Source organism: Bacillus sp. FSL W8-0223 (assembly GCF_038006805.1).
GTDB classification, from domain to species: Bacteria; Bacillota; Bacilli; order Bacillales; family DSM-4216; genus Bacillus_O; species Bacillus_O smithii.
Map to the genome: position 1 here is coordinate 2,989,858 of NZ_JBBOVX010000001.1, position 24,100 is coordinate 3,013,957.

The 24,100-nt window shown below is 39.2% G+C and carries 19 protein-coding genes and 1 pseudogene; 1 reads left to right on the forward strand and 19 read right to left on the reverse strand.

The window, feature by feature from the left end:
• Positions 1-71: 71 nt before the first annotated feature.
• From NST81_RS14430 to NST81_RS14450, 5 genes are all read right to left on the reverse strand, one after another.
• Positions 72-890 carry an alpha/beta hydrolase family protein gene (locus NST81_RS14430; protein ID WP_341030110.1) on the reverse strand — a complete coding sequence of 273 codons (819 nt, stop codon included), beginning with the start codon at positions 888-890 and terminating at the stop codon, positions 72-74.
• 821 nt (positions 891-1,711) lie between these two features.
• Complete coding sequence (lepB, locus tag NST81_RS14435) at positions 1,712-2,257, reverse strand: signal peptidase I (RefSeq protein WP_341030111.1); 546 nt, start codon at positions 2,255-2,257, stop codon at positions 1,712-1,714.
• A gap of 164 nt (positions 2,258-2,421) precedes the next feature.
• Positions 2,422-3,144, reverse strand: a complete 723-nt coding sequence (locus NST81_RS14440; RefSeq protein WP_048623966.1) for an amino acid ABC transporter ATP-binding protein — start codon at positions 3,142-3,144, stop codon at positions 2,422-2,424.
• A complete protein-coding gene (locus NST81_RS14445; RefSeq protein WP_003352551.1) occupies positions 3,141-3,797 on the reverse strand; it encodes an amino acid ABC transporter permease in 657 nt (218 codons plus the stop codon). Before NST81_RS14445 ends, NST81_RS14440 begins: the two co-directional genes overlap by 4 nt.
• A 101-nt stretch (positions 3,798-3,898) precedes the next feature.
• Positions 3,899-4,714: a basic amino acid ABC transporter substrate-binding protein gene (locus tag NST81_RS14450; protein WP_341030112.1), complete on the reverse strand. Its 816-nt coding sequence runs from the start codon at positions 4,712-4,714 to the stop codon at positions 3,899-3,901.
• A 478-nt stretch (positions 4,715-5,192) separates the two neighbouring features.
• On the opposite strand from NST81_RS14450, the gene NST81_RS14455 reads away from it, so the two are divergent.
• Positions 5,193-5,720 (forward strand): sigma-70 family RNA polymerase sigma factor, encoded by a 528-nt coding sequence (locus NST81_RS14455; protein ID WP_048623968.1) that lies wholly within the window; start codon positions 5,193-5,195, stop codon positions 5,718-5,720.
• A gap of 142 nt (positions 5,721-5,862) precedes the next feature.
• Here NST81_RS14455 and NST81_RS14460 read toward each other — a convergent pair whose 3' ends face one another.
• The 14 genes and pseudogenes from NST81_RS14460 to NST81_RS14525 form a co-directional block, all read right to left on the reverse strand.
• Positions 5,863-6,276, reverse strand: a complete 414-nt coding sequence (locus tag NST81_RS14460; RefSeq protein ID WP_341030502.1) for a FixH family protein — start codon at positions 6,274-6,276, stop codon at positions 5,863-5,865.
• A gap of 992 nt (positions 6,277-7,268) precedes the next feature.
• Positions 7,269-7,961, reverse strand: coding sequence for a type I-B CRISPR-associated protein Cas5b (cas5b, locus tag NST81_RS14465; RefSeq protein WP_048623969.1), 693 nt, complete (start codon positions 7,959-7,961; stop codon positions 7,269-7,271).
• Positions 7,958-8,857 (reverse strand): type I-B CRISPR-associated protein Cas7/Cst2/DevR, encoded by a 900-nt coding sequence (gene cas7i / locus NST81_RS14470; protein WP_341030113.1) that lies wholly within the window; start codon positions 8,855-8,857, stop codon positions 7,958-7,960. Before cas7i ends, cas5b begins: the two co-directional genes overlap by 4 nt.
• A complete protein-coding gene (locus NST81_RS14475) occupies positions 8,850-10,370 on the reverse strand; it encodes a hypothetical protein (protein ID WP_341030114.1) in 1,521 nt (506 codons plus the stop codon). Before NST81_RS14475 ends, cas7i begins: the two co-directional genes overlap by 8 nt.
• Positions 10,354-10,644, reverse strand: a complete 291-nt coding sequence (locus NST81_RS14480; RefSeq protein WP_048623972.1) for a hypothetical protein — start codon at positions 10,642-10,644, stop codon at positions 10,354-10,356. Before NST81_RS14480 ends, NST81_RS14475 begins: the two co-directional genes overlap by 17 nt.
• A 2-nt stretch (positions 10,645-10,646) precedes the next feature.
• On the reverse strand, positions 10,647-11,363 hold the full coding sequence (gene cas6, locus NST81_RS14485; protein ID WP_048623973.1) for a CRISPR-associated endoribonuclease Cas6: 717 nt from the start codon (positions 11,361-11,363) through the stop codon (positions 10,647-10,649).
• A gap of 376 nt (positions 11,364-11,739) precedes the next feature.
• Positions 11,740-13,158, reverse strand: coding sequence for a glycoside hydrolase family 1 protein (locus NST81_RS14490; protein WP_341030115.1), 1,419 nt, complete (start codon positions 13,156-13,158; stop codon positions 11,740-11,742).
• A 1,130-nt stretch (positions 13,159-14,288) separates the two neighbouring features.
• Positions 14,289-15,665: a putrescine aminotransferase gene (locus tag NST81_RS14495; protein ID WP_048623976.1), complete on the reverse strand. Its 1,377-nt coding sequence runs from the start codon at positions 15,663-15,665 to the stop codon at positions 14,289-14,291.
• Positions 15,666-15,695: 30 nt separating this feature from the next.
• The gene (locus NST81_RS14500; protein WP_048623977.1) at positions 15,696-17,168 is read right to left on the reverse strand and encodes an aldehyde dehydrogenase family protein; all 1,473 of its coding nucleotides are present in this window, start codon (positions 17,166-17,168) and stop codon (positions 15,696-15,698) included.
• A 191-nt stretch (positions 17,169-17,359) separates the two neighbouring features.
• On the reverse strand, positions 17,360-18,706 hold the full coding sequence (locus NST81_RS14505) for an APC family permease (protein ID WP_048623978.1): 1,347 nt from the start codon (positions 18,704-18,706) through the stop codon (positions 17,360-17,362).
• A gap of 406 nt (positions 18,707-19,112) precedes the next feature.
• Positions 19,113-20,057 carry an agmatinase gene (gene speB, locus NST81_RS14510; protein ID WP_048623979.1) on the reverse strand — a complete coding sequence of 315 codons (945 nt, stop codon included), beginning with the start codon at positions 20,055-20,057 and terminating at the stop codon, positions 19,113-19,115.
• Between the two features lie 342 nt (positions 20,058-20,399).
• Positions 20,400-22,538 carry a sigma 54-interacting transcriptional regulator gene (locus tag NST81_RS14515; protein ID WP_048623980.1) on the reverse strand — a complete coding sequence of 713 codons (2,139 nt, stop codon included), beginning with the start codon at positions 22,536-22,538 and terminating at the stop codon, positions 20,400-20,402.
• 861 nt (positions 22,539-23,399) lie between these two features.
• A pseudogene (locus NST81_RS14520) lies at positions 23,400-23,558 on the reverse strand (aldo/keto reductase); the annotation flags it as partial.
• Between the two features lie 144 nt (positions 23,559-23,702).
• Complete coding sequence (locus tag NST81_RS14525) at positions 23,703-24,098, reverse strand: aminoacyl-tRNA deacylase (protein ID WP_048624529.1); 396 nt, start codon at positions 24,096-24,098, stop codon at positions 23,703-23,705.
• Between the last annotated feature and the right edge of the window lie 2 nt (positions 24,099-24,100).

The window sequence follows — 24,100 nt, forward strand, 5'->3', positions numbered from 1 at the left end:
AGGCCAACCACTTCTTTTCTCTTCGGAAAGGTGAATGTTAAAGTCAAACCCATTTTTGGATTCATTAGCTGTCAGACGACTTTTTTTCTCGTCTCCCTTTTCAATACAGCAGCAAGCCAACGTCTTGTTTCCGAAAACAGATCTCTTTGGTCGACACAGGAGGAAAAAGTATGATTTGCCCCGGCAATAAGCCGTTTTTCGCACGTTCCTTTTTCTCTTGTTTGAAATACGGAATCGTAGCGCAAACAATATTCGGCAGAAATGTCTTCATCATTCGTTCCATGAAGAATGATTACATCTCCTTGAAATCGGGAAGCTTCCTTGAGCGGATGGTACAATGACAATGAACGAAAGAAGCGGGAGGTCAACTGATAGCCCATATAATCAATAAACGTTTTTTGTTTCAGTTTTTCCACTTCTTTTTCGCCGACAATGGCGACAATATCCTTATACGGTTGACCTACAGGAGCCCAGAGGATTAATTTTTTCACTCTTGAATCATTGGCGGCAATCCATGATGCAACTGCCCCGCCTAGACTATGCCCAAGAAGGACCAATTGATCGGCGTCCACTCCGTTTAATTGCAACCCAAAATCAATCACATGATTCGTTTGATCGATGAAATCATCCAAGCCTGTCTGTCCATAGTCTCCGTCGCTTTCGCCGCATCCCGCATAATCGAACCGGATCACCACATACCGGTCTTCCGCCAATTCTTGTGCCGCTTTGTAAAACAACCGATTTACTCCTACCCTGCTTCCAATAAAACCATGACAGATCACGACTAAAGGATAGCGTGCATTTTTTTCCTGATCGGTCCACTCTGCAGGATAGTGAATCGTCGCAGCCAAATGATGGCCTTTCCATTGAATTCTTACGTGTTTTTGCATCCCAAGGCACCTCCTAAATTTTTAATTCTTATAATTCTTATTAAAATAGTATGTTTTATTTGTATAGAAAAACCTCTTCTTCAAAAGAAAAGGTGCGGTCTTACCAAAAAAACAACCGTATTTATACATTTTCGGCTCGTTCAATTGGCATCAAGAAAATGGCAGTGATAAACCGTCAAACACAACTAGTCTTCTTTCAGCTTGAATGGCGGATTCGCCTATTCTCTTCTAGAATAAACGGCTTCTTCTGCATTGTCAACGATCCTGAGAATTTTCTTTTCCAAAACATTGACCCGGTCCGGATTTGATGTATCTTTCTCACTATTACAAGAATCCTCGTCATTTTCTCCCTGTACCAGTCAAAAAAAGGTTCGGGACCTCACATTTTCGATTGATCTGCGGCCCTCTTCGTGTTTGCATGCACTTTCTTCATAAATTAGCAATAGTAAGTTGGAAGAAGAGGGAATTAGAACATTTCCTTTCATAAACATTCAAGAAGAATGAAATGGAAAAGAGATCTTCGGAGGCATTTTTCAAGAAAATGAACGGAGCAAGGCGTAAAATGGCTATTTCAATAAAATCCATTAGGAATAGACTATTCCGTTTCATGTCTGTTGATCAAACTTTGTCTGAAAAAGCGATGGAATGGGTTATCACCGTTCAATAGCCTTTAGCACACGAAAGCCGGCAGTACAGAGACAAACGGCGAAAACCCTTTAGCAGCTGCTGTAAGCAATATCACGTTCCAGTATTCATTGCAACGATTGGACTTACCTCCGGACTCAAAGTACCAATAACTCCAAGAAGATTTGATTTTCAGCTTAATTCATCACGCCGATTTTTTGGATGGGCCAAGCACGAAAAACGGCCGAACCAATAATATCCTTTTCGTCGATAAATCCAAATCTTCTGCTGTCATTGCTTCTTAAACGATTGTCGCCTAGAACAAATACTTTACCATCAGGAACCTTTTCTTTTCCTGTGATTTCTTTTAATGTGAAATCTCCGGTAAAACGGTTCAAATAGGAATATTGCTTTTTCAGCTTATTTAAGTATGGCTCTTTATACGCTACTCCGTTTATATACAGAACATCATTTTTCATTTCTACTGTATCGCCCGGCAGTCCGATCACGCGCTTAACATATACCTCATTAGAATTCGGCGCATGGAACACCACAATGTCAAATCTCTTTATATTTTTCATCTTGTTTACAATTAACTTATTTCCTTCTTCCAAAGTAGGAGACATCGATTCTCCTTTTACTATATAAGGAGAAAAAAGAAACGTATGAATGATAAACGAAATGATTAGCGCAAACAAGATCGACTTTATCCAAGAAAGCCATTCCGATTTTGGATTTGACATTTCATTCTCCCTTATCCAAATAATTTTTCTTCCTGTACATTTTCATCATAGAGGACAGATTGCAAAAAGTAAATACAGAATTTTCACCCAACACCGTCAAGAACAAACTTCAAGAATCGACCTTTCACGCCGGCATGAAAAAAAGAAACAGCTGTCTGCTGCTTCTACAATACTTTGCTTAAAAACGATTTTGTCCTTTCATGTTGAGGATGATCGAACAATTCTTGCGGAGTATTTTCTTCCACAATATAGCCTCCATCCATAAACACAACCCTGTCCCCTACTTCACGAGCGAATCCCATTTCGTGGGTAACGACCACCATGGTCATTCCCTCTTGAGCAAGCTGTTTCATCACTTCCAACACTTCCCCGACCATTTCCGGATCCAAAGCTGATGTCGGTTCATCAAACAGCATGACTTTCGGTTCCATCGCAAGAGCTCTGGCAATCGCAACACGCTGTTTTTGCCCTCCGGACAACGAATGAGGATATACGTGCGCTTTATCGGAAAGACCTACTTTCTCAAGCAGCTCCATCGCTTTTTTTTCTGCTTTCTCTTTGCTCCATTTTCTTACTATGATAGGAGATAAGGTAATATTCTCCAGAACGGTTTTATGCGGAAACAAATTAAATTGTTGAAACACCATGCCTACTTCGGTGCGAACTTTGTTAATATCCGTTTTCTTATCTGCCAAGTCCATGCCATCAATAATCACATGTCCTCCAGAAATGGTTTCCAACATGTTCAAGCATCTCAAAAAGGTGGATTTTCCCGAACCGGAAGGACCGATCACCACTACCACTTCTTTCGGATGGATGTCAATCGAAATATCTTTCAATACTTCTATATCGCCATAGGATTTTTTGAGTCCTTTTACCGAGATCATTCTTTTTCCAACCTTCTCTCTATATAATTTAGCAAGTATGTTAACGAAAGAGTGAGAATTAAGTAGATGACTGCCACTGTAATATACGGCTCCCAAACACGGTAATATTGCCCTTGAGCAGCCCGTCCCCAATACATTAATTCCGGTGCGGCAATAATGGCCGCTAAAGAAGAATCCTTCAATAACGTGATAAATTCGTTTCCAAGCGGCGGAATCATTCGTCTAAACGCTTGCGGCAAAATGATGTGCCACATTGCTTGAACATGCGTCATTCCTAATGAACGAGCCGCTTCCATTTGCCCTTTATCGATCGATTGAATACCGGCCCGAAAAATCTCCGCAACGTATGCGGACGAATTTAAAGATAAAGCCACAATCCCTGAGACAATCGGATTGACAGGAGACATAAAGAGCGGCATGACCCCGAAATGAATCAGCAAAATTTGCAAAAACAATGGAGTTCCTCTGTAAAAGTTAATGTGCCAAATAAAAGGAAGCCGCACCCATTTGTTGGACGCCATTTTTCCAAGTCCAATCAACAGCCCGAGAATCAGGCCGATCAGCACGGCAATCAAGGACATTCCGATCGTTAATAATGTACCTTTTGCAAAATACGGCAAATATTCTCGGATGATATCAAACTGAAAATCCATCATTCTTCTCCTTTTCTTCCCGTGTTTTCATAAAGCAAAAATCGGCTGCACCCAAAATGAGGCGGCAGCCTTGTTCTTTTGCCACATTCGCATGCTGAAAGTTATGATTTCGCTTTTTTTAGAACTTCCATATCCGGCTCTTTTCCAAACCATTTTTTATAAAGTTTTTCATAGGTGCCGTTTTCCATCACTTTGTCAAGCGCTTGATCAAATTTCGGCGTCAACTCGCTGCCTTTAGGAAATGCGATGCCGTAAAATTCGGATTCAAAGTTTTTGCGGTCCGTAATGACCTTTAAATTCTCTTTCGGATGGTTTTTTACGTACTCATTGGCGACGACATTATCGATGACCACTGCATCTACTTCTTTATTTTTCAAAGCCATAAAGGCTACCGTTACATCCTCGTATTTTTTCACATTCTGACTGTTTTTGCCTAATATTTTTTCAGCAGCATCTTGTCCAGTCGTTCCGCTTTGAACGCCCACTTTTTTTCCTTTTAAGTCCAAGGCATTTTTAACATTGCTTCCTTTTTTCACCACAATGACATTGGCTGCTTCAAAATACGGGCGGGAGAAATCATACGTCTTTTTGCGATCATCATTGATCGTAATGCCGGAAATAGCCAGATCGGATTGTTTGTTTTCCAAATTCGCCAACATGGAATCCCAGCCTTCATGCTGCACATCGACTTGATATCCGGCTTCTTTCGCCACCGCATGGATCAAATCGATATCAAATCCGGTCACTTTCCCTTTCTCCATATATTCAAATGGGGCAAAAGCGGCATTTGTTCCTACCTTTAGCGTTTTGATCTTTCCATCAGAATCGCTTTTCCCTTGGTTTGATCCGCATGCCGCCAGCAAAAACACGAAGCAAACCGCAAGAAACAGCGAAAACTTAGCTCCTACTTTATTCATAATTATGCAAACTCCTTTATTTTTATTTGTTGTCAAGTTACTAAAATAATAAACCGAAACCCGCATTTTTTCAACGTTTTTTTTCTATTATTTTATTATACATTATTTTCAAAATGTAATGATTATAAATTAGTGCCTTCAGTTCTATGTATCACATATATACATGGAGATGTTCTCCCCCTTTAAGGCATCTTATTCCGGAAAATTCCGATTTTTCTTTTCCTTTTTCTCTATAATGGCATGTTCAGCACAAAAAGAAAAGGACTATTGAATGAAAAACAAAAACGATTAAATGAGCCCAAAAACTATTTATTTTTGCTCATTTCAAAAGAATAACGTATGAAAAAATGGATTTTCACTTAATTATTTTCCTATTTTTTCATTTTTCTCTTTTCGAAAAAGAGCCAAGTTCCCGATAAGGTGAAAGCACCCGGGAATATTTGAAAAGCGCGCTTTTCAGAAAGGAAAGGAAAGGAAAATGGAATCGTTTGAGCAGTTGGCTGAAAAATATTCACCCATGATTCACGCCATTATAAACAAACTGCACATTTATAAAAATAAACAGGAGTTTTATCAAGTCGGATTGATTGCCCTTTGGGAGGCGCAAAGAAATTTCCAGCCTGAAAAAGGAGCTTTTGCCAGCTACGCTTATTCATTCATTAAAGGAAGAATGCTGACCGAATTATCCAATTCCAGAAAGTGGGAAGAAGCGGCATCTACTTTATTAGTGGAAACAAATGCCGGATTTTCGGAATTTCCCGCAAATGATGAACCATTTGAAAAAGAAATCCTGCTATCGTATTGTAAAACACTCACGTCTAAACAAAAGTTTTGGGTCATCGCTTCTTTTTACGATGGATTGACAACAAAAGAAATCGCTCATAAAGCAAGTGTATCCGAAAGCGCGGTGAAAAAATGGAAGAAAGGTGCGTTGGAAAAACTAAAACAACAATTCAATCCCGAAACGAAAACGGAAATAAAGAATAGTAGAGGAAATCGATTTTAATAGTAAAGAACCAATCTATAGAAGGAAGTAGAATCGTGATCCTGCCGGACGAATCAGCTTTTTGGGTTGACCAAAACTCCATGGAACGGGGATCGCAGGCGACTGTCTCATGGAAAAAGCCGGCTTTTTAGGCCGGCCTTTTTTATTGTGGTTGTCCTACCCAAAATTCTTTCTGCGGCATATTGTGCATCCCTCTTGCCGTCACATGGGATACAACATAATACGCTCCTTTTTCGGCAAATCTTGTCTGGATCGAATATATCCCGTCTTTCTCATGTTTGCCCGTTAACATTTTGTGATTGGCTTGTCCTTTTTTCCAAATTTCAAACTTTACTTCATCCGCGTCATCCACCTTCTCTCGCCCTTGCGTCACCACCGCTTCCACTTTCACTTCTTGATTAGGCTGAATCGCCTTCGGCAAACGAATGGACACATCGAGAGGAATGGGAGTGCTGCTTGCTTCGCTCTTCTCCGTTTTTTCCTTGCCATTTCCCGAACATGCCGTGGCAACCAGCCCAAACGCAACTATAAAAATAAGAAGAAGCCGTTTTCTCATCTTATCCAATCCTTTCTCTTCCAAGCGGATGTTTTTATCGCTGGTAAACAAATCGGAAAATTCAGAATAAAAGAACGATAAGACACTTCCGCTTGTTGTTCCTTTAATCTTTCTCTAGTTATTGATTAAGAAAAAATTCCATTTCATTGCATCCACTAAATATTCGCTGTGAAATCTTTGAAAGGGATTTCCTTTTGGAACAAATTTTAGGAAAATTTTTCCGCTTTGTCAAGAAAAGGGAATATCTTCCTTATTATTAAGCAAAAATCATAGCCTCTATCCCATAACAATCATCGTTTCATAGCTTTTTCTTTAAAATGGTGAAACCCTTAATCGCCAAAAAGTGCGACGACATATGCAATAAACCAACGTAATCAACAACCTAAAACTTCAAAAGAAATACAGCTTTTGAAACTCTCTCTTTCCTACTATATATTCGATAAAACTCGCTTCATCCCTGCCGCAATACGTGAATGCGGAATTCTCCTTATCCCTCTACGTTCAGATAAAACAACCTTTTATGAATTGGTTAAATAAAATTTATTCTATCTTTATATCCCTCTGCGTTCAGATAAAACCTGTGGTCAATCAAAATACATCAAGCGTAGAATAAGACTTTATATCCCTCTGCGTTCAGATCAAATCAATCCTGATCCCGGTCTAATTTTTTAAAAAAGGAATGGCCGGGAGCGGATGGCAAATGATAAACGTTTTAAGCACCTGTTCCCAATCAAGAAAGTTTTTTTCACGTTTCGAATTTTATTTTGAAAAATCGTATCCTCTATTCCGGCATCATATCACTTTTCTGCCCATACAAGCAATTGCCAATCTCGCTTTATCAACAACGAAACAAAAGAACGGCATAATTTCTTGAAATTTCCTAAACATATCCGTATCTCATGTCATGTTTTTGAATCGTTTCCCCGGAAAAGATTCGCATAAAAGCTCATCCCATTCCAATATATCTATAGATTCCTTCAAACACAAGATTTTTAAGGAAAAAGAACCAAATCCCCGTATGAATCCAGCGATAATAAGTCATACTGTTCAATAGCTTCTCCGGCCAGCATATATCCAACATCAATTTTATTCCAAACTCTTACACCTTGAATCATACGATACGTCCAATTCAGCTTATACGGATAATAAGTTTCATCTGTTATTATTTTCATCGGAACATAAGCATTGTATTTTAAAACAGGCTCATCCTCGCAATCTCTCAATTCGACAATCTCACAACGGTCGATTCGAACCAAATCTTCCCATCTTCCCAAGCTTAAATGAGTGGTGTTTGTTTTTATGTTTCGTTCAAGATCCAATAAGACCTCATCTTCTGCTTGAACATGAATCAGTAATTCAATGTCATAAAGCATATGTACATAAATCGGCATCGTGGTCACATCTGCCAAATTGAATTCGAATCCCAGCCCGTCAAAAATTAAAGCAAATTCCTTCGTACGATCATTCTTAAAAAAATAATGAGTTTGGTAATCCGTCACTAACGAATCATATTTTCCTTGAACGCTGATTTTCATCGGGATGAGAGAATTTGCCCCCATCACCGCATGAAGCATTCCTTTTACCGTTGAATAGGGAGGAAGAGGATACGTTTCTGATACTTTGAATGCAAATGGCTTCTTATAACAAGCTGTTTGCTGATATAGTTCTAAACGAAGAGCCTTCATTCATTGTTCACTCCATAGTAGGATCGAACCTCATTTTTCATGGCAGCAAAAAAGTCTTCGATGGAACCTGTTTGGCTGCTGTTCACTAAACCATTAAACTCTGTTTCATTTCCAAATACGCCCGAAACATATCCAATATAGGTTTGCTCTCGGATGGATTGACCGGCAAAAGTTGTTTCTAATACATCCTTTAATCCTTTAACATTCAGTATCCAATGATGGGCTTCGTTCTCTAATTTGATCCTTCCTAAGAAAAATGGATTAGCAACCGGATACAAGCCGCCTATGATAAAAAGAGGGGCTAAGCTTTCTTGACGGCCACGGATATTGCGGTTTAGTAATTTTATAATTTCCAGCAACTGCTCTACTCGATTGGAACGAGTTTCTTTACTCAACTCTACATCCCCATCGATCCCTACTCTGTCTAAGTCGATCGTCACCGTATAAGTATAAAAACTTTCATGATGTTCAATGTTGGCAAGATTGGGATTTTCATGAATCCGCTCCGCAAGCCCCATATTATTGAGAAATTCCATATCGCTGCGGTATGGTTCAAGGGAGACGGCATGGGAAAGCCGGACAACGGCCGACCGTTTTTGAGAGGTTTTTCCCGTTTTTAAATAACCGAAAAAGTCCATTTCAACGGAATCGGCAATCGTCACATCTTCCCGAAACTGCAATGTTCCTTTTGTCTTATCAACCGTTTGAAGATTCCATTCAAACCACTCGTTTCCAAGACGGACAATATCGTAACGAATGCTTTGTCGTGAAGCAAAAGTCAGTACGTCTCCATTTCCTCTGTGAATCTTCTTTAATTCCGCAATGTTGGCAACCCCTTCTCCATAATTTAAAGAATTGGCTTGAAACACAACGGTAAAAGATAACGCTTTACCCACTTGTCACAGCTCCTTCGTTCTTAGTTTGTTCTTGTCCTATCAGGCCGGCGATAAAGGCACTTGAAATCGTTTCAAAATCCAGCCCTTCTTCTTTAAACGAATCTATAAAAACGGAAGGTACATCAAGCCCGGAAGCCAAATAAACACGGAAAATCATCTCCATAAATCCTCTTATATTCCCCGCTTTCGCTTCATTAAGCAAACGATAGGCAATCCCGTCTATCTTTTTCTTCCCGCCGGCTCGATAACGCCTTCTCTCTTGTCCATCCATACGTTCTTTCATTAATACTTTTCGCAAATGACGACCGAGATCATAAACATCAGAGATCGTTTTATCATGATTCGTCATATTTTCTGCTCCTTTTTTTGCCTCGAGAATTCGTTTTCGTTCACGTACTGCAAAAAAAGCTCCCCTTGCATGATGAGGATTCTTAATGGCCATTCGTAAATAGGCAAAAATCGTTTCTTTCGGATCAATCCCTTTTAACACCGCTCTAAAAAAGGAATCTTTATGTTCACGGTAATAAAGAAAATCCAGTGATTTTCCATGTTCCGCAACATATTGGGCAAGATAGGCCGGTATGTGATAACAATCCAGCAGCGTTTTTTTCATTTGATAATTGGAATACACTTCAAGAAACAAATAAGGGTTTTTGATTTTTTTCGCTTTATCCGTCGATTCTCGTAAAAGACCAACAATGGCTTCCGCAAAACTTAAACCTTCTCCTCGAAGCTTTTGATAAGCATGATTTTCTTTAATCACTTCAGCAAAATGTTTTTGCGAAAGAATCATTCCCGCGTAGTGAAGAGTTTCACTAGCTTGTCCATTTCCCAGCCTTCTTGAATAGAACGCCATGCCAAAAGGAGCCATAAACAGGATTAACCTTGCTACAGCACTGATTGGAACCGGCAGATTCTGATCAAAATTCCAGTTGAAATTTACTGCTTTCTTTTTCGAAAATGCTAGAGGCGAAAAAATCATTTCCTCATAAGATTGAGTCGCGATCAATCCTTCTATAAAAGAACAAGGCAAAATTTCATGGCGAAGATAGCTGATGACCTGATCTTTATTTGCCCACTTCTTGATTGTCTTCAACAAATTTTTAAAAGGTTTATAGTCTTTATGTTCTTCAAGAAAAGCAACAATCTCTTGAATGTTCGCCGCCGAATCGAGTTTCTCAGCGAACATCAACTCCAATTTTGCCGGTTGAATAAAATCGGCTTCCATTTGTCGAATATGATCTTCTGTACTTTTAGAATTAAAAACCGGTTGAAGAATGGAGGTTTGTCCATAGAAAGGATTTAAAATGACAGCCTTTACATAATTTAACGTTAGCTTTTCATTAATAAACGGAGTAGAAGCGATTTCTCTGTACTGTTCTATGTATTCTCGAATAAAGGGAGCTTCCTCGGGCTCTTTGATATCTTTTAATCTTTCCAATAATTCCTTTAATCTCTTGCATTCCTCCGTATCAGAGAAATATTTTTCTATTTTTTTATATTGATTGTTCATGTTTTTTCGAACTTCTGCCGCGAACTCCTCTGCCCGTTCCGGTTGTTTGTTTGCTTGGTCGGCATACCACATCATTTTTTTTGACTTCACGTTTTACAACACTGAACTGATCAATCAAACCTCGAATAAATTTTTCAGCAAGCGAGTCAAGAATGTCATCCTTTAACAGAATGCCTGTTGCTGTTCTTGGCAATTCTTCTTCCGAATAAAGCTTAGCCAAACCTATACAACCGGCAGCCATCGGCCACTGCTCTCCATCTACTTGGATCTCCATTCTTACACCTTCTCATACTCGTATTCCACTAAACCAAAATAGGTCGTTCTTTTGCCGATCCCCAATTGGTACAGCAGCTGCAAGTCTTGAGGACTTCCTTCCAACATGAACAATCCCCGGTATGTAGTGAAATAAAGAAAGGAATTTTTTTCTAAATGTCGATTTCTTTCTTTAATCACCATTTTTTTCATATGTATAGGCGAAATATGGATCGGTTCATAAAGATCTCTTCCCGCAAATTGATAAATTTGCAAATTAGCATAATAATTTAGTTCTTTTTCATAAAGAGGATCTGTCGGCGCCAATGGTCTTCCATTTTTATCTTCAATTAAAATAGGGGAGCATGTCCGAAAGACGACCTTACGACTTGTAATGACAGGTTCTTTTAATAATTGAAAGTTCAATTGACGCCACAATTCACCATTCACCGAATATTCCTTTAATTTTCGAAGACCGTTAAAAGCGTGAACGGCAAACTCCATATCAGGACTGCTGATGGTGATGGTGATTCGATCAAGGGTAATCGTGGTGTCACCCAATGTAAAATTGTGCAAATATGTAGAAAACGAAAATGGTTTTATCCTCTTTTCGAACTGCAAAAAAAGCTTGTTGTAATAGGGCTTATTTACCGTGCGCACGGCTTCTTTGATTAAACTGTACACCCTCATTCGGTAAGCTTTTTCAAGTTTGTTGACTTGATAGCTGACAGAAAATCGCATATGACACCTCCATTTTTTACTATTTCAAACTTTTAAATAAAAATTAGCACTTTGTACCTAGTATTTCAATCCTTTATTCCCAATATTTGAATTTATTTTTTATATAAAAATAACTCTTTTGTGAAACATTGGTACATAAATCCTACAGGAATTTTGAAACGATAATATAAACTAAATGTCAATATCATTTCAATCAAAGGATTGACTGGGATATATACCAATCCATTTGGTGAACTTATTATGGTGAAAAAATATGTTCTGCCACACGTGACCCGTACGCAGAATCACGCGTTGTTTCCGTTCTTTCCACCGTTCACTTTGAAACAACAAAAAAGACGGAGAAAGTGTTCCCTTCTCCGTCTTTTTCATGATCGGTTTATTTGCTGTTGGAAATGATCGCACCATTGGTCTTTATGACATTTTGATACCAGTAAAAACTTTTCTTTTTGATGCGGCGTAAATCTTTTAAATCAAACTCATCGCGGTTGACATAAATGAAGCCATAGCGTTTGTTGATTCCTTGGTGAGTGCTGACCAAGTCTATGGCGGACCAAGGCGAGTAGCCAAACAATTCTACTCCGTCCGTAATAGCCAACTGACATTGTTCCAAATGTTTGGCCAAGTAGTCTATGCGGTAATCGTCATTTATGACATCGCCATCTTCCAGTTTATCGTAAGCTCCTAATCCGTTTTCCGTCACGATCAACGGTAAATGATAGCGATCGTACAATTCGCGCAAAGTAATTCTGAAACCTATCGGATCGACTTCCCAGCCAAATTCGGTTGTTGTCAAGTATGGATTGGAACACCCTTGATAAGCGCCCGGTTCACCAATAACAATGTGCTCGTCTCCGGTGCTGTGCGCCTCTTTTTCCTCTTCGCTTGCTTTGACCGTAATCGAATTATAATAATTAAACGCAATAAAATCCGGGTTGGCACCGGCTAAAATGTCCATATCTCCCTCTTCCATATGAGGAGTATAGCCTTTTTCTTCCATGTATCCCCAGACTGTGCTGTTGTAGCGTCCGAATACCGCCGCATCCAAATAAAGCCAGTTGCGGATCGAATTGAAAGTTTGAGCCGCCAGCACATTTTCCGGTTTGGAAGACGCCGGATAGACATAAGCGATATTAGGAGCCGGCCCGATCTTTGCATTCGGGAGCATTTCATGACAAAGCTTCATCGCTTTTGCTTGGGCCAAAAGCATATGATGATTTTGCTGGTACAGCATTTTTCTTGGATCTTCTATACCGGGATCCGTCGTTCCGATGGCTGAGCCATGAAGAATCATCGTGTTTTGCTCATTGATCGTCAGCCAATACTTCACACGGTCGTCGAACTCACTGAATAAAGTTCTGGCATACCTCTCAAAAGCGTCAATCGTCTCTCGATTGGACCATCCGCCTTTTTCCTCCAAAGCGTACGGCAAATCGAAGTGATACATCGTCACAATCGGCTCAATCCCATGTGCGATCAGTTCGTTAATCAGATGATTGTAAAATTCAATTCCTTTTCGGTTGACTTTCCCGGTTCCATTAGGATAAATCCGAGTCCAAGCGATGGAAAAACGATAGGCTTTCAATCCAAGCTCCGCCAGTAAAGCGATATCTTCCTTATAACGATGATAATGGTCGCTGGCTACTTTGAAATCCGCTGTCCCTTCCGGATGGGGAGCTTTGTCAATGACGGACGGTCCTTTGCCGTCTTCATTCCATGCTCCTTCAAATTGATAGGCAGATGTAGAAGCGCCCCATAAAAAATCTTTTGGAAAAGGTTTTAACGTTTTATAGTCCATATCATGTTCCCCCAAAATTGAAGTTTTTATCGCGAGAAAAAGGAACGCCGCTTTTTATACTATATACTCTGAATCCTTTATTCTTCCCATACTCATGATACACCAACAACGGAATGTTAAATTTGTCAAAATTGGCTCTAATTCTCTAACCGCGCAAATAGTCTGGGGTTAAGTTAATGTAAAGTTATTCCATTTACTTTCAGAACATAATGGTTGATCCCGTCCATGTATCTAGTCAATCATTGATTAACGATTCGCGAAACCGCTTACTTAATAAGGCACAAAAATCGACCTAAGGCATAAGTTTCACCGAACCAAAACGATTGCATACGAAATTTATTATATCCATCCATTAACGAACAAAACTCCCCGCCGGCCAGTATATCAATGATAGATTCCTTATAGCTAAGATTTAAACGTATATTAACGAGCTTAAATATTATGATCGGGAGAAGTTTCAATTCCTTATAGGTAAGATTTAAACCCCAAACATGATTGAATTTAAGGGAATTTTAGCAAACGGTGTTTTTTAAAAACAACTTTTTTAGTTGGAGCGAATAATCAAAATTTCTTTAGTTTTCTTTCTTTTTCTTTCATTTTCTCGGTTTTTCCTACATATGAAAAATGTCGTCGATCTCCAGGGTTTTTTACCTCTTAAAAGGTCGACGACAATGTAAAGGTTCTATACTTTTTTGAATCCTGTTTCTTCTAGATATTTTTGAGTTTGAAGGAGTAAAAAATAACCGAACTTTCGTAAGGTTCTAGTAAAAGTTCCCATTCTTTTTTCAACCTTTGTATAGTCAGCCTGTGAAAATTCTCCTTCCAACACTTAGTTTTGAACCCAGTTCATGTGCTGTCTGCAAATTTTCAACGCCTTTTCCGCTCTATTTACTGTTCCAAAAACTCGTCGGTCTGTAGCAGGTTGAAGAAGGATTGGGGTTGAGTATGCCCCATTTTAGCTGACTCATTGTCAAAACTCTGTTTGAATCAAATCAATGATGAAGAGGTAAAAAAATCAGTTCATTTCAGCCATTTCCTACACGGATTATTTTAAAGATTCACATATACTGCCATAGGGCATATAATCCATAAAATAATTTCACCATGAGAAAAGAACTCTCTTGCTTTCTTTACTTAATTTTTACATTAGGCAATACTTCTTTAAAGACTCTAATAACTTCGTTGACTTCTTCATAGCTGATCGTTAAAGGAGGCTCTATACGAATGGTTTTGGAATTCACAAGGGTTCCGGCCACAAGAATGCCTTTGTCGAACATTGCTTTAGACACTTCATATCCGACTTCGTCTTTATGGAATTCAATACCGATCATTAATCCGATTCCACGAATTTCAAGAACTTTATCTTCATGACCTTTCGCCGCATCTTTTAGACCTTGCAAGAAATACTTACCGACTTCGGCTGCGCGTTTAGGTAATTTTTCTTCTAACAAAATATCTATGGTCGCAATGGCCGCCGCACATGCAAGCGGATTCCCGCCAAATGTAGTTGTATGCATAAACGGATTTGGAAACCAGCTTTTGAATACTTTTTCTTTAGCCACAACTGCTCCTGCCGGCATAACCCCGCCGCCAAAAGCTTTTGCAAGGCAAAGAATGTCCGGTACAACATCATATAATTCAGCAGCAAACATTTTCCCGGTGCGTCCCATTCCTGTTTGTACTTCATCGAAAATGAGCAATGCACCGTATTGATCACATAGTTCTCTTACTTGTTTTAAGTAGCCTTCAGGAGGAAGAATGATCCCTCCTTCCCCTTGAATCGGTTCTAAAATGACGGCTGCTACGTCTTCTCCTACTAAGTGACAAGTTTCAAATGTTTTTCTCATCATGTCAATATCGCCAAACGGCACATGACGGAATCCCGGGATTAATGGTAAAAATGGCTTTCGAAACACGCCTTTGGCGGTACCTGACAATGAACCAAGACTCTTTCCATGGAACGCCCGCGTTGTTGATATAAAAGTCGAGCGCTCACTATACATTTTTGCAAGTTTTAACGCAGCCTCTACACTTTCTGTTCCGCTGTTTGTAAAAAATGAGTATTTTAAGTCTCCGGGCGTTATGTCAGCTAAGATTTTCGCAAGCACCGCGCGAAGCGGATCAAGTAAATCCTGACTGTGAAGAGCTTGACGCTTTAGTTGATCGGTAACCGCTTTGATCACTTTCGGATTTCGGTGTCCAACATTGTAAATCCCAAATCCTCCTAAACAATCAATATATTTCTTCCCGTTTACATCTTTAAAACAGTTTCCTTCATCCGTCCATTCAACGGCCGCAAACTGTCCACCTTGTGTAACCGTTTTGCGGTATTCCAGAAATCCCGGATTAACATGTTCACGAAAGTTATCTACTGTTTGTTTTGTAATCCACTTGGCTTCTTCGCCCGTCACCTCGTCTTTTTCGATAAGCTCCAGTACTTTTTTAATGTATTCCCTTACAGGCACTTCTTTCTGCAATGTTTGATTGTTTTCGATTTCTAGACTCATATTATCTCCCCTTTTTAGGTTTTGTTTTACTTATTTAGAAAACCAGCCAATGGGTTCAACTTGTAAATTAATGTTGATTTGTTTAATTTCCTGGAATTCTTCCAGTCCGTATGTCCCGAGTCCACGTCCGATTCCACTTTGTTTATAGCCGCCCCACGGAGCTTCATTATAAGTGGGGTGATACGTATTGATCCACGTAATGCCTGCTCGGAGCTTTTTAATAACCCGTAATGCTTTTGCACCGTCAACAGTGAACACCCCTCCTGCAAGTCCGTAATCTGTATGGTTTGCAAGTTGAATCGCTTCTCGCTCGTCTTTGAATTTTTGAATAACAACAACCGGGCCGAAAATTTCTTCCTGTACGATCCGCATATCGGGTTTTACATCGATAAATACGGTTGGCTCAACAAAAAACCCTTTATTTAAACCATTCTTTGTGATACGGTTTCCGCCACAAACGAGACGAGCCCCTTCTTTTTTTCCAATCTCGATATATTTCAGAACTTTTTCCATATGTTCTTTGCTGACAAGCGGTCCCATTTCAGAAGCAGGATCATCCCCGGGACCCACGTTGATTTGTTTTGCTCGTTCGACAAATCTTTCAACAAATTTTTCATAAATGCTTTCCTCAACTAATATGCGTGAACCTGCAGAACATACTTGCCCTGCTCCGGAATAAATTCCAAATAAGGCATAATCAACCGCCGTTTCAAAATCCGCATCTGCAAAAATAATGTTTGGCGATTTTCCGCCTAATTCCAGAGAGATTTTCTTCACATTTCCGGCTGCTGCCTTCATGATGTGTTTCCCGGTTTTCGTGCCGCCCGTGAAGGACACAAGGTCGACATCATGACTTTCTGCAATTTCGTTGCCAACGACAGGGCCTGCCCCCAACACCAAGTTGGCAACGCCTTTAGGCAGCTCAATTTCCTCCAAGATTTCAAACAACTTTGTTGGAGTTACGGGTGTCACTTCAGACGGTTTGAAAACGATCGTATTGCCCGCCGCTAATGCCGGAGCGATTTTCCAAACACTCATTAAGAGAGGATAATTCCATGGAACAATCAAACCGCATACACCGATCGGCTCACGTACAACCATCGCTTGCACTGGGTCTGCCACATGATACGTTTGTCCGTCCGGCTTAGTGATCAACCCTGCATAGTAACGGAAGCAAGCTGCTGCATCCCCCACGTCAAAACGTGCTTCTCGAAGCGTTTTACCATTGTCCGTTGTTTCAAGATGGACAAGCTCATCGGAATACTCATCAATTTTATCCGCGATCTTAAATAAATAGGATGCTCGTTCAGATGCAGGCATTTCAGACCAAATGCCGCTTTCAAAAGTTTCTTTCGCCACCTTGATTGCTTCTTTAGTGTCTTCCACTGTCCCTTCGGCTGCCTCGGCAAAAATTTCACCATTTGCCGGATTTATGATTTTTCTCTTTTGCTTATTCCGCGAATCTCTCCACTCTCCATTGATATACATTTTTAAATCAAGCATCATCATTCCTCCTCGTCTTAAATGTATGCAAAACTTATGCCAACAATAGCCAGACGACCGTTATACGTGTAAAAGAGTATTCCAATTAAATACAATTCATGAAATTATGCAATTTTGCATAGGATTAGCAACGTGTGCATACTTTCGCAGGCCCAACCATAAAACAGATACCGGGTACTTGGTATCTGTCGTCACATTTGCAATTCGTCCATTTCCATTTGAGGTGGTGCTGAACGGAAAAATTTTGTGATGTATAGTAGATAGCAGAATCCAATGGCGGCCCAAACCAGACCCATAATGAACGAACTTGATTCTAAATTTACCCATAAGACGGCAACCGACGCTGCTCCTATCAAGGGTGAAACAAGATAAGTCATAAAACCTTTAAGTGTGTTATGTTTCTTTTCACGGATAACAAAATGACTGATCACACTTAAGTTAACGAACGTAAAAGCGATTAATGCTCCAAAATTAATAAGAGAAGTCGCTGTCACCAAGTCAAAGAAAATAGCTGACAAGGAAATAATTCCCACTAATACAACGTTAAAAGCAGGTGTTTTCCAACGCGGATGGATATATCCAAACCATTTAGACGGAAACACATTGTCTCTGCCCATTACATACAAAAGACGGGAAACGCTGGCGTGGGAGGCGAGGCCTGAGGCAAGGGTATTGACAAATGTTATGACTAAAAAAACAGACTGAAAGAGTTTTCCGCCGACATATAGAGCAATTTCCGGCAACGCTTGTCCGGGATGTTTGAACCGTGAAATATCAGGAAAAAACAATTGGATAAAGAACGATGTTGTTATAAATATGATCCCTCCGATCAAAGCAGTAAGGAAGATGGCACGCGGGATCGTTTTGGAGGCATTTTGTGTTTCTTCCGAAAGTGTTGTCACCGCGTCAAATCCTAAAAATGAAAAACAAAGGACAGTCGCTCCTTCTACCAATGCTGTGAATTTCATATCTTCAGTAAAAAATGGCTGTATGGCTAATACTTTTCCAGCACCTTCCCCTTGATGAAGCCCTTTGATCACCAATATGATAAATACGATCATGATCGCAATTTGAATCATTACTAATATCGTATTGAAATTAGCCAGCACATTTACACTCCGTAAGTTAAGAAAAGTTACAATTCCAACAAAACCGACAACCAAAATCCAAGACGGTACCTCAGGAAATAGAGCGGAAAGGTAAATCTTGGCCAATAATGCGTTCACCATCGGCAAGAATAGGTAGTCGAGCAAGGAAGACCATCCGACAAGAAAACCAATATGAGGACTAATCGTTTTTTGTGTATACGTATAAGCTGACCCTGCTTGGGGAAAAACTTTCACCAGCTTTCCGTAGCTCGCCGCTGTAAATAACATTACAGCCAAAGCTACTATATATGCCGTGGGGACATGTCCGTCCGTTATACCGGATACGATACCAAATGTATCAAATACAACCATTGGGGTCATATACGCCAACCCCATCATTACAACTTGCCACAACTTTAAAGTACGCTTTAACCGTGCATCATTCTCCATGTATCATTCCTCCCTTATTGTTTTCAAAATAAATGGCTAGCGACAATGTTTCGATACAAACAACCTGTTAATAAAGAATACCTTTTTATTCTGAAAATTCCGATTACATAAGATATCATGCAATATTCGTGCCAACAATTAAAAATTCATTCATTGCTCCATACTGCCTTACGTGAAAAAGATCTGAAAAAATGAATAGCTTTTTTTGATTCCAATCATTTATTTCTGCATACTTTATTCAGCTTTTAATACTTAATCAAATGAACATAAAAAAACGGAGTACCTTACTACCCCGTTTTACACCGACCATTTATAATGCGGATTATTGTTTAAGGATGTTTAAGGAATTGTATGGATTCATCTGGAATAGGAGGAAGAAAACCGTTCCTGCACTTCTTTTTTGATGTTAATTTTGAGCCTTGCGTTTTTCTTTTAAAGCTACAATACTTGCAAAATCATGTACAAGCGTTGCTGCTAAAAGTGCAGTGATTTGGGTTGGATCGTACGCAGGAATTAATTCTACGAGATCAAATCCTACATAGTTAAAATCTGTAAGTGAACGAACGATTTCAAGGGTCTCACGGCTGCTAAAACCACCTACTTCGAGTGTCCCCGTTCCCGGCGCAAACGAAGGATCCACAAAGTCAATATCAAAGCTTAAAAAACAAGGAGTATCCCCGATGGTCTCTTTCATCTCTTGAACGAGATCGTTTACACCGCGTTTAGCCAACTCCTGGGTTGTAATCACGTTGTATCCAAGTTCAAGGCTGGCACCTATGTCTCCTGGATGATTCAGTGTGCCGCGAATGCCAATTTGAAATACTTTATCCGGTATTAGTAGTCCCTCTTCATGTGCACGCATAAACGGCGAGCCATGCCAATATTTCTCTTCATAATACGTATCCCATGTATCTGTGTGAGAATCAAAATGTATCAAGGCAACAGGTCCATGTATTTTAGCCGCTCCACGCAAATTTGCGAGAGTAATGGAATGATCTCCTCCCAATCCAATCGGAACGATTCCCTTTTTCATAAGATCTAATACGGCATTTTCCATGAGTTCATAACTTTTATGAATATTTTGTTGAATCACCGGTACATCACCAATATCAATGCCGTTCGTATCTTCGAAAGGATATACTTTATGGATGGGATGGTAAGGAAACAATGTCATGGATGCTTGGCGAATTGCCTGAGGAGCAAACCTTGCTCCAACACGGAAGGATGCAGCCGTATCAAACGGCATTCCTAAAATAGCGAGCTTCGCATTCTCACGATAAGCGGGTAACCGCATAAACGAGCCCGTCGAGCAAAACTCAGGTTTTACATCCGGTGTAAGTGGATATTGCATCTGTTTTCATTCCTCCATTAATTGTAGTTATACCAAAATTTATGCAATTTCCATGCCAAGCATTGAGATTCCTAATTTCATATGAAACTTACTTGTATGATGCGAACCTTTTTATCAAAGTTAACCGCCCAATACTTGTGAAAAATTTTTGATTTCACACTACGGACATATGCATTTCTATCGCAGAAATGTTTTTGAATGAAAAAGTTATGCAAAAATGCATAACTTCACAACACTTGCATGATTTTTGCTTCCTTTCGCTTAAAAACTGCTGTTCAATCATAAGTGACTAGCTTTTTTCTAAATTTGAACAACTTGTCGCAACCTTCTTCTTTTGGAAGATTAATACCATGCTATACTTTCGTTTTTCATTTTCTTTTTATTAATAAATTTCTGATATTTACGGCTAACGGAAGATTGACTGATGCCAAGCGCTTTGGCAGCTCTCGTCGTCGTTTTATATTGTTTCATTGCCAATAATATTAGCTGTTCTTCAACATAATCCAGAGCCTCTTGAAGTGGGAGAACCTTAGAAATGATCAGCTTTGATTTGTTGAATTCATTGCCAAGCGATAAAAACTTGCTGACAAATTGAGCATTGATCGTTTCGTCATCGGCGGAAACAACCAACCGTTCAATCATATTTTGTAATTCCCGTATATTTCCGGGCCATGAATACGCTTCTAACAAATTTAGCGCATCAGGTGTCAAATGATAGTTTTTATGATATCTTTCATTTAATTGCTGCAAAAAGTGAAATGCCAGTAACGGGATGTCTTCAGGTCTTTCACGCAGCGGAGGTACGTGAATCGGAATGACATTTAAACGATAAAACAAATCCTCTCGAAACGTCCCTTCTTCAACCATTTTTTCCAACCGCTTATTTGTAGCTGCGACAATTTGCACATTGATTTTGATCGGAGCAGTGCTTCCAATCGGGACGACCTCTTGCTCCTGAAGAACTCTCAATAATTTCACTTGCAGGTGCATCGGCAGTTCACCGATTTCATCTAAAAACAAGATTCCTCCATCGGCTTGTACAAAATACCCTTTTTTGCCATTTTTATCGGCCCCTGTAAATGATCCTTTTGTATATCCAAATAATTCGCTTTCAAGCAAGTTTTCAGGGATTGCACCGCAATTCAGTTTTAAAAATGGCTTGTCCGAACGGCTTCCTAACTGATGAATCGCCTGCGCAATGACTTCTTTTCCTACTCCTGACTCTCCGTATATCAACACGGTCGATGAAAAATGAGCGACCTTTTTTACATGGTTCATAATTTTTTCCATTTTCGGACTGCAATAAATCAATTTTTTGAAAAATCGATCTTTGCTTTTGATGCTGTCCAATTCTCGTTTGTATTGGTCTGATATTTTTTTCATCTCGCGTAATTCTGATTTAAGTCTAGTGGTTTCCGTAATATCCCTTGAAGCAATGATAATCCTGGAAATTTCCCCGTCATCATTGAAAACCGGGTTGCCAACCGCAAGTATTTTCTTTCCGTTCTTTGTCTCTTGAACAACCGATACTTTTTTCTTTTGTTCCATTACAAGCCTGGTTACCGACGGGCTGAACAAACCTGTATTTTCCAACTCCAATAGACTTTTACCTAAAAGTTCTTTTAGATCCACATTCCAAAATTCCGAAATGACATTATCGCTGTAGCGAATGAGTTCTCCTTTATGATTGACAACAAGTATCTCGTCATAAATGGTGGACAAAATGGCATTTAAATCTTTATTCAAATTTTTGATGTCTTCAATTTCCATGGCCATTTCCTCAACCATCGGCAAATCTTGAACAATAATGACCATTCCGTCTACTTCATTGTTAAAATGAATAATCGGACTGTAGTCAACCAGCACGCTCATCTCCTCTGAAATGTGCAACTGGTTTAACACAGTTTCACCTGTAGCAAAAACGTTTTCGATATGTTTTCCGTTGAAAATATTCTCTGCTGGTACATTGAGCACTTTATCCGGAGTTGCCCGAATCATCTTTAATGCCGACTCATTATAATTGACGATTCTTTTTTCACGATCAACAATAAATATCCCTCTTGGAATGGATGTCAAGATGACCTTTAGCAAATCAACGCTTTTCGTTTCTTGTTTAAATAATTCCGCTAAAACATCTTCTCTTCTGATATAGCCAATCGGTTCACCTTTGTCGTTTTGTACAAGCGCGATGGATTCGCCGATAATTTGGAAGAGTACGGGCAGTGAAATGGTTTGACTCAATTTGCACACACTGGTTAGCAAGACGGCACGAGATAGCATGGCATCTGTTGTGATGACCTCATTATGTCCCCCGTCCAACAAAAAGTCGTTAACATATATATAAGCAAATAATTGATTCTTCTTTTTTAGAAAAAGGAACGGTTCTTGACAGTTTCTAATGATGTCGAACCAATCTTCTACATGATTATCGATTGAAACGGAAACGATAGGTTTAATCTTTTTGTCAGAAAGCGAGAACATGTCGCTCATCCCCTCTTGAACATTCTAAAATGATGGTGTCCTCTATTGGCTAAGCAGTTTTATTAATTAGAATGTCAGTTTTATAACTCCACTATTTTATTACTTATTTACACCATGAGAATATACGGAAAACCTTCTCTGAATTATTTTCTTAATTTTCTAAACTTAAATTCATTTTAATTTGTTTGCGTTTAATTAGTCAATCTTTTGTGTTATATTATATTACACAAAAAAACCGGTTAAACGTTAAGATCTGTTAAAAAGCGATTTATCTTGGCAAAAAGATTTCTATTCAGACATATTTTCTGACAAACAAAATAAGAATAATCATTTTTCTTTATCTATAATGTCAATTTATATACCATTATGACGCCTATAATGAACAGAAAGAAGACAAGCCTGAAATCCATAATGGTACAAAAATCTGATTTTTGTTTTTGGTTTATGGGAACGATCGGTAATGCGGAAAGAAGTAAACATGCAGCCTTGATAAGAAAAACGGAAAGGGTGTTTTATAAATTATCTCTCCATGATGAATTTAGCGAAAATATTCTATGGTAATTGAATGATCGAGAAGCGAATCCTTCCAAGAATCACACGAAAGACGTTCTTTATCAAATAAATAAATGAGGAGGTACGAACAGGGGTGAAATAGGCAGCCGGAGGTGAACCGGTCATGAATGGGCCTTTTAATGAATTAAGGAGAGAATAAAATCTCCTTATCTTTTAAGCTACAACTTTTCGACAATCTAAAAGAATGGCGTCTTCGTTATCCGGTACAAATAACAAACCTCAGAGTTTGCCTTCTGTACCGAACGTACACCGAAACAAAACCGTTGCTCGCCTCATCCAATGTGATCCTTATGCAAGAATCTCTTCAATTTTTTCAATGACTTCATCAGAAAGTTGAACATCCACAGCTTTTACGTTTTCCTCTACTTGCTCTGGTTTGCTTGCTTCAATTAATGCGCTCGCCACGTTCGATTGACGTAAAACCCAAGCAAAAGCTAATTGTGAAAGTTGTTTCAATTCCTTATATGAAAGATCTAAACTAATTGTAGCTGGTATTCTCCCTACCATGTATGTGATGTTTCAATTCCTTATAGGTAAGATCTAACCCCCAAAAATATTGCGTTGAAACCGGGTGATTTACTTAAACTAAATTTAATCCAATAAAGCAACAACTTGATTCAGCTTTTCCAAAGCGTTTGGAGTAATTTTCAGTGTCGAAGTTGGTTCTCCTGTTCCGCCATAAATAAATGGGTAACGAAAAATATTTCTATCTAAAATACAAGGCATTGAAAGGCCTACTAAAGGAACACTGCCAACAGTGTATCCAGTTATTTGCTTGATTTCTTTTGGTTTTGCCAATTTTAGTTGATTACATCCCAGAATTTCTGAGACTTCTTCTAAATTTACACGCCGACGACCTCCAGAAATAATCATCGCAAAATAACCTTTTTCATACTTAAGAATCAATGTTGGTGCTGTTTGACCTATTTCAATTCCAAAATATGCAGCGCCTTCCTGTGCTGTACGGATTGGATTTTCGTGATACATAA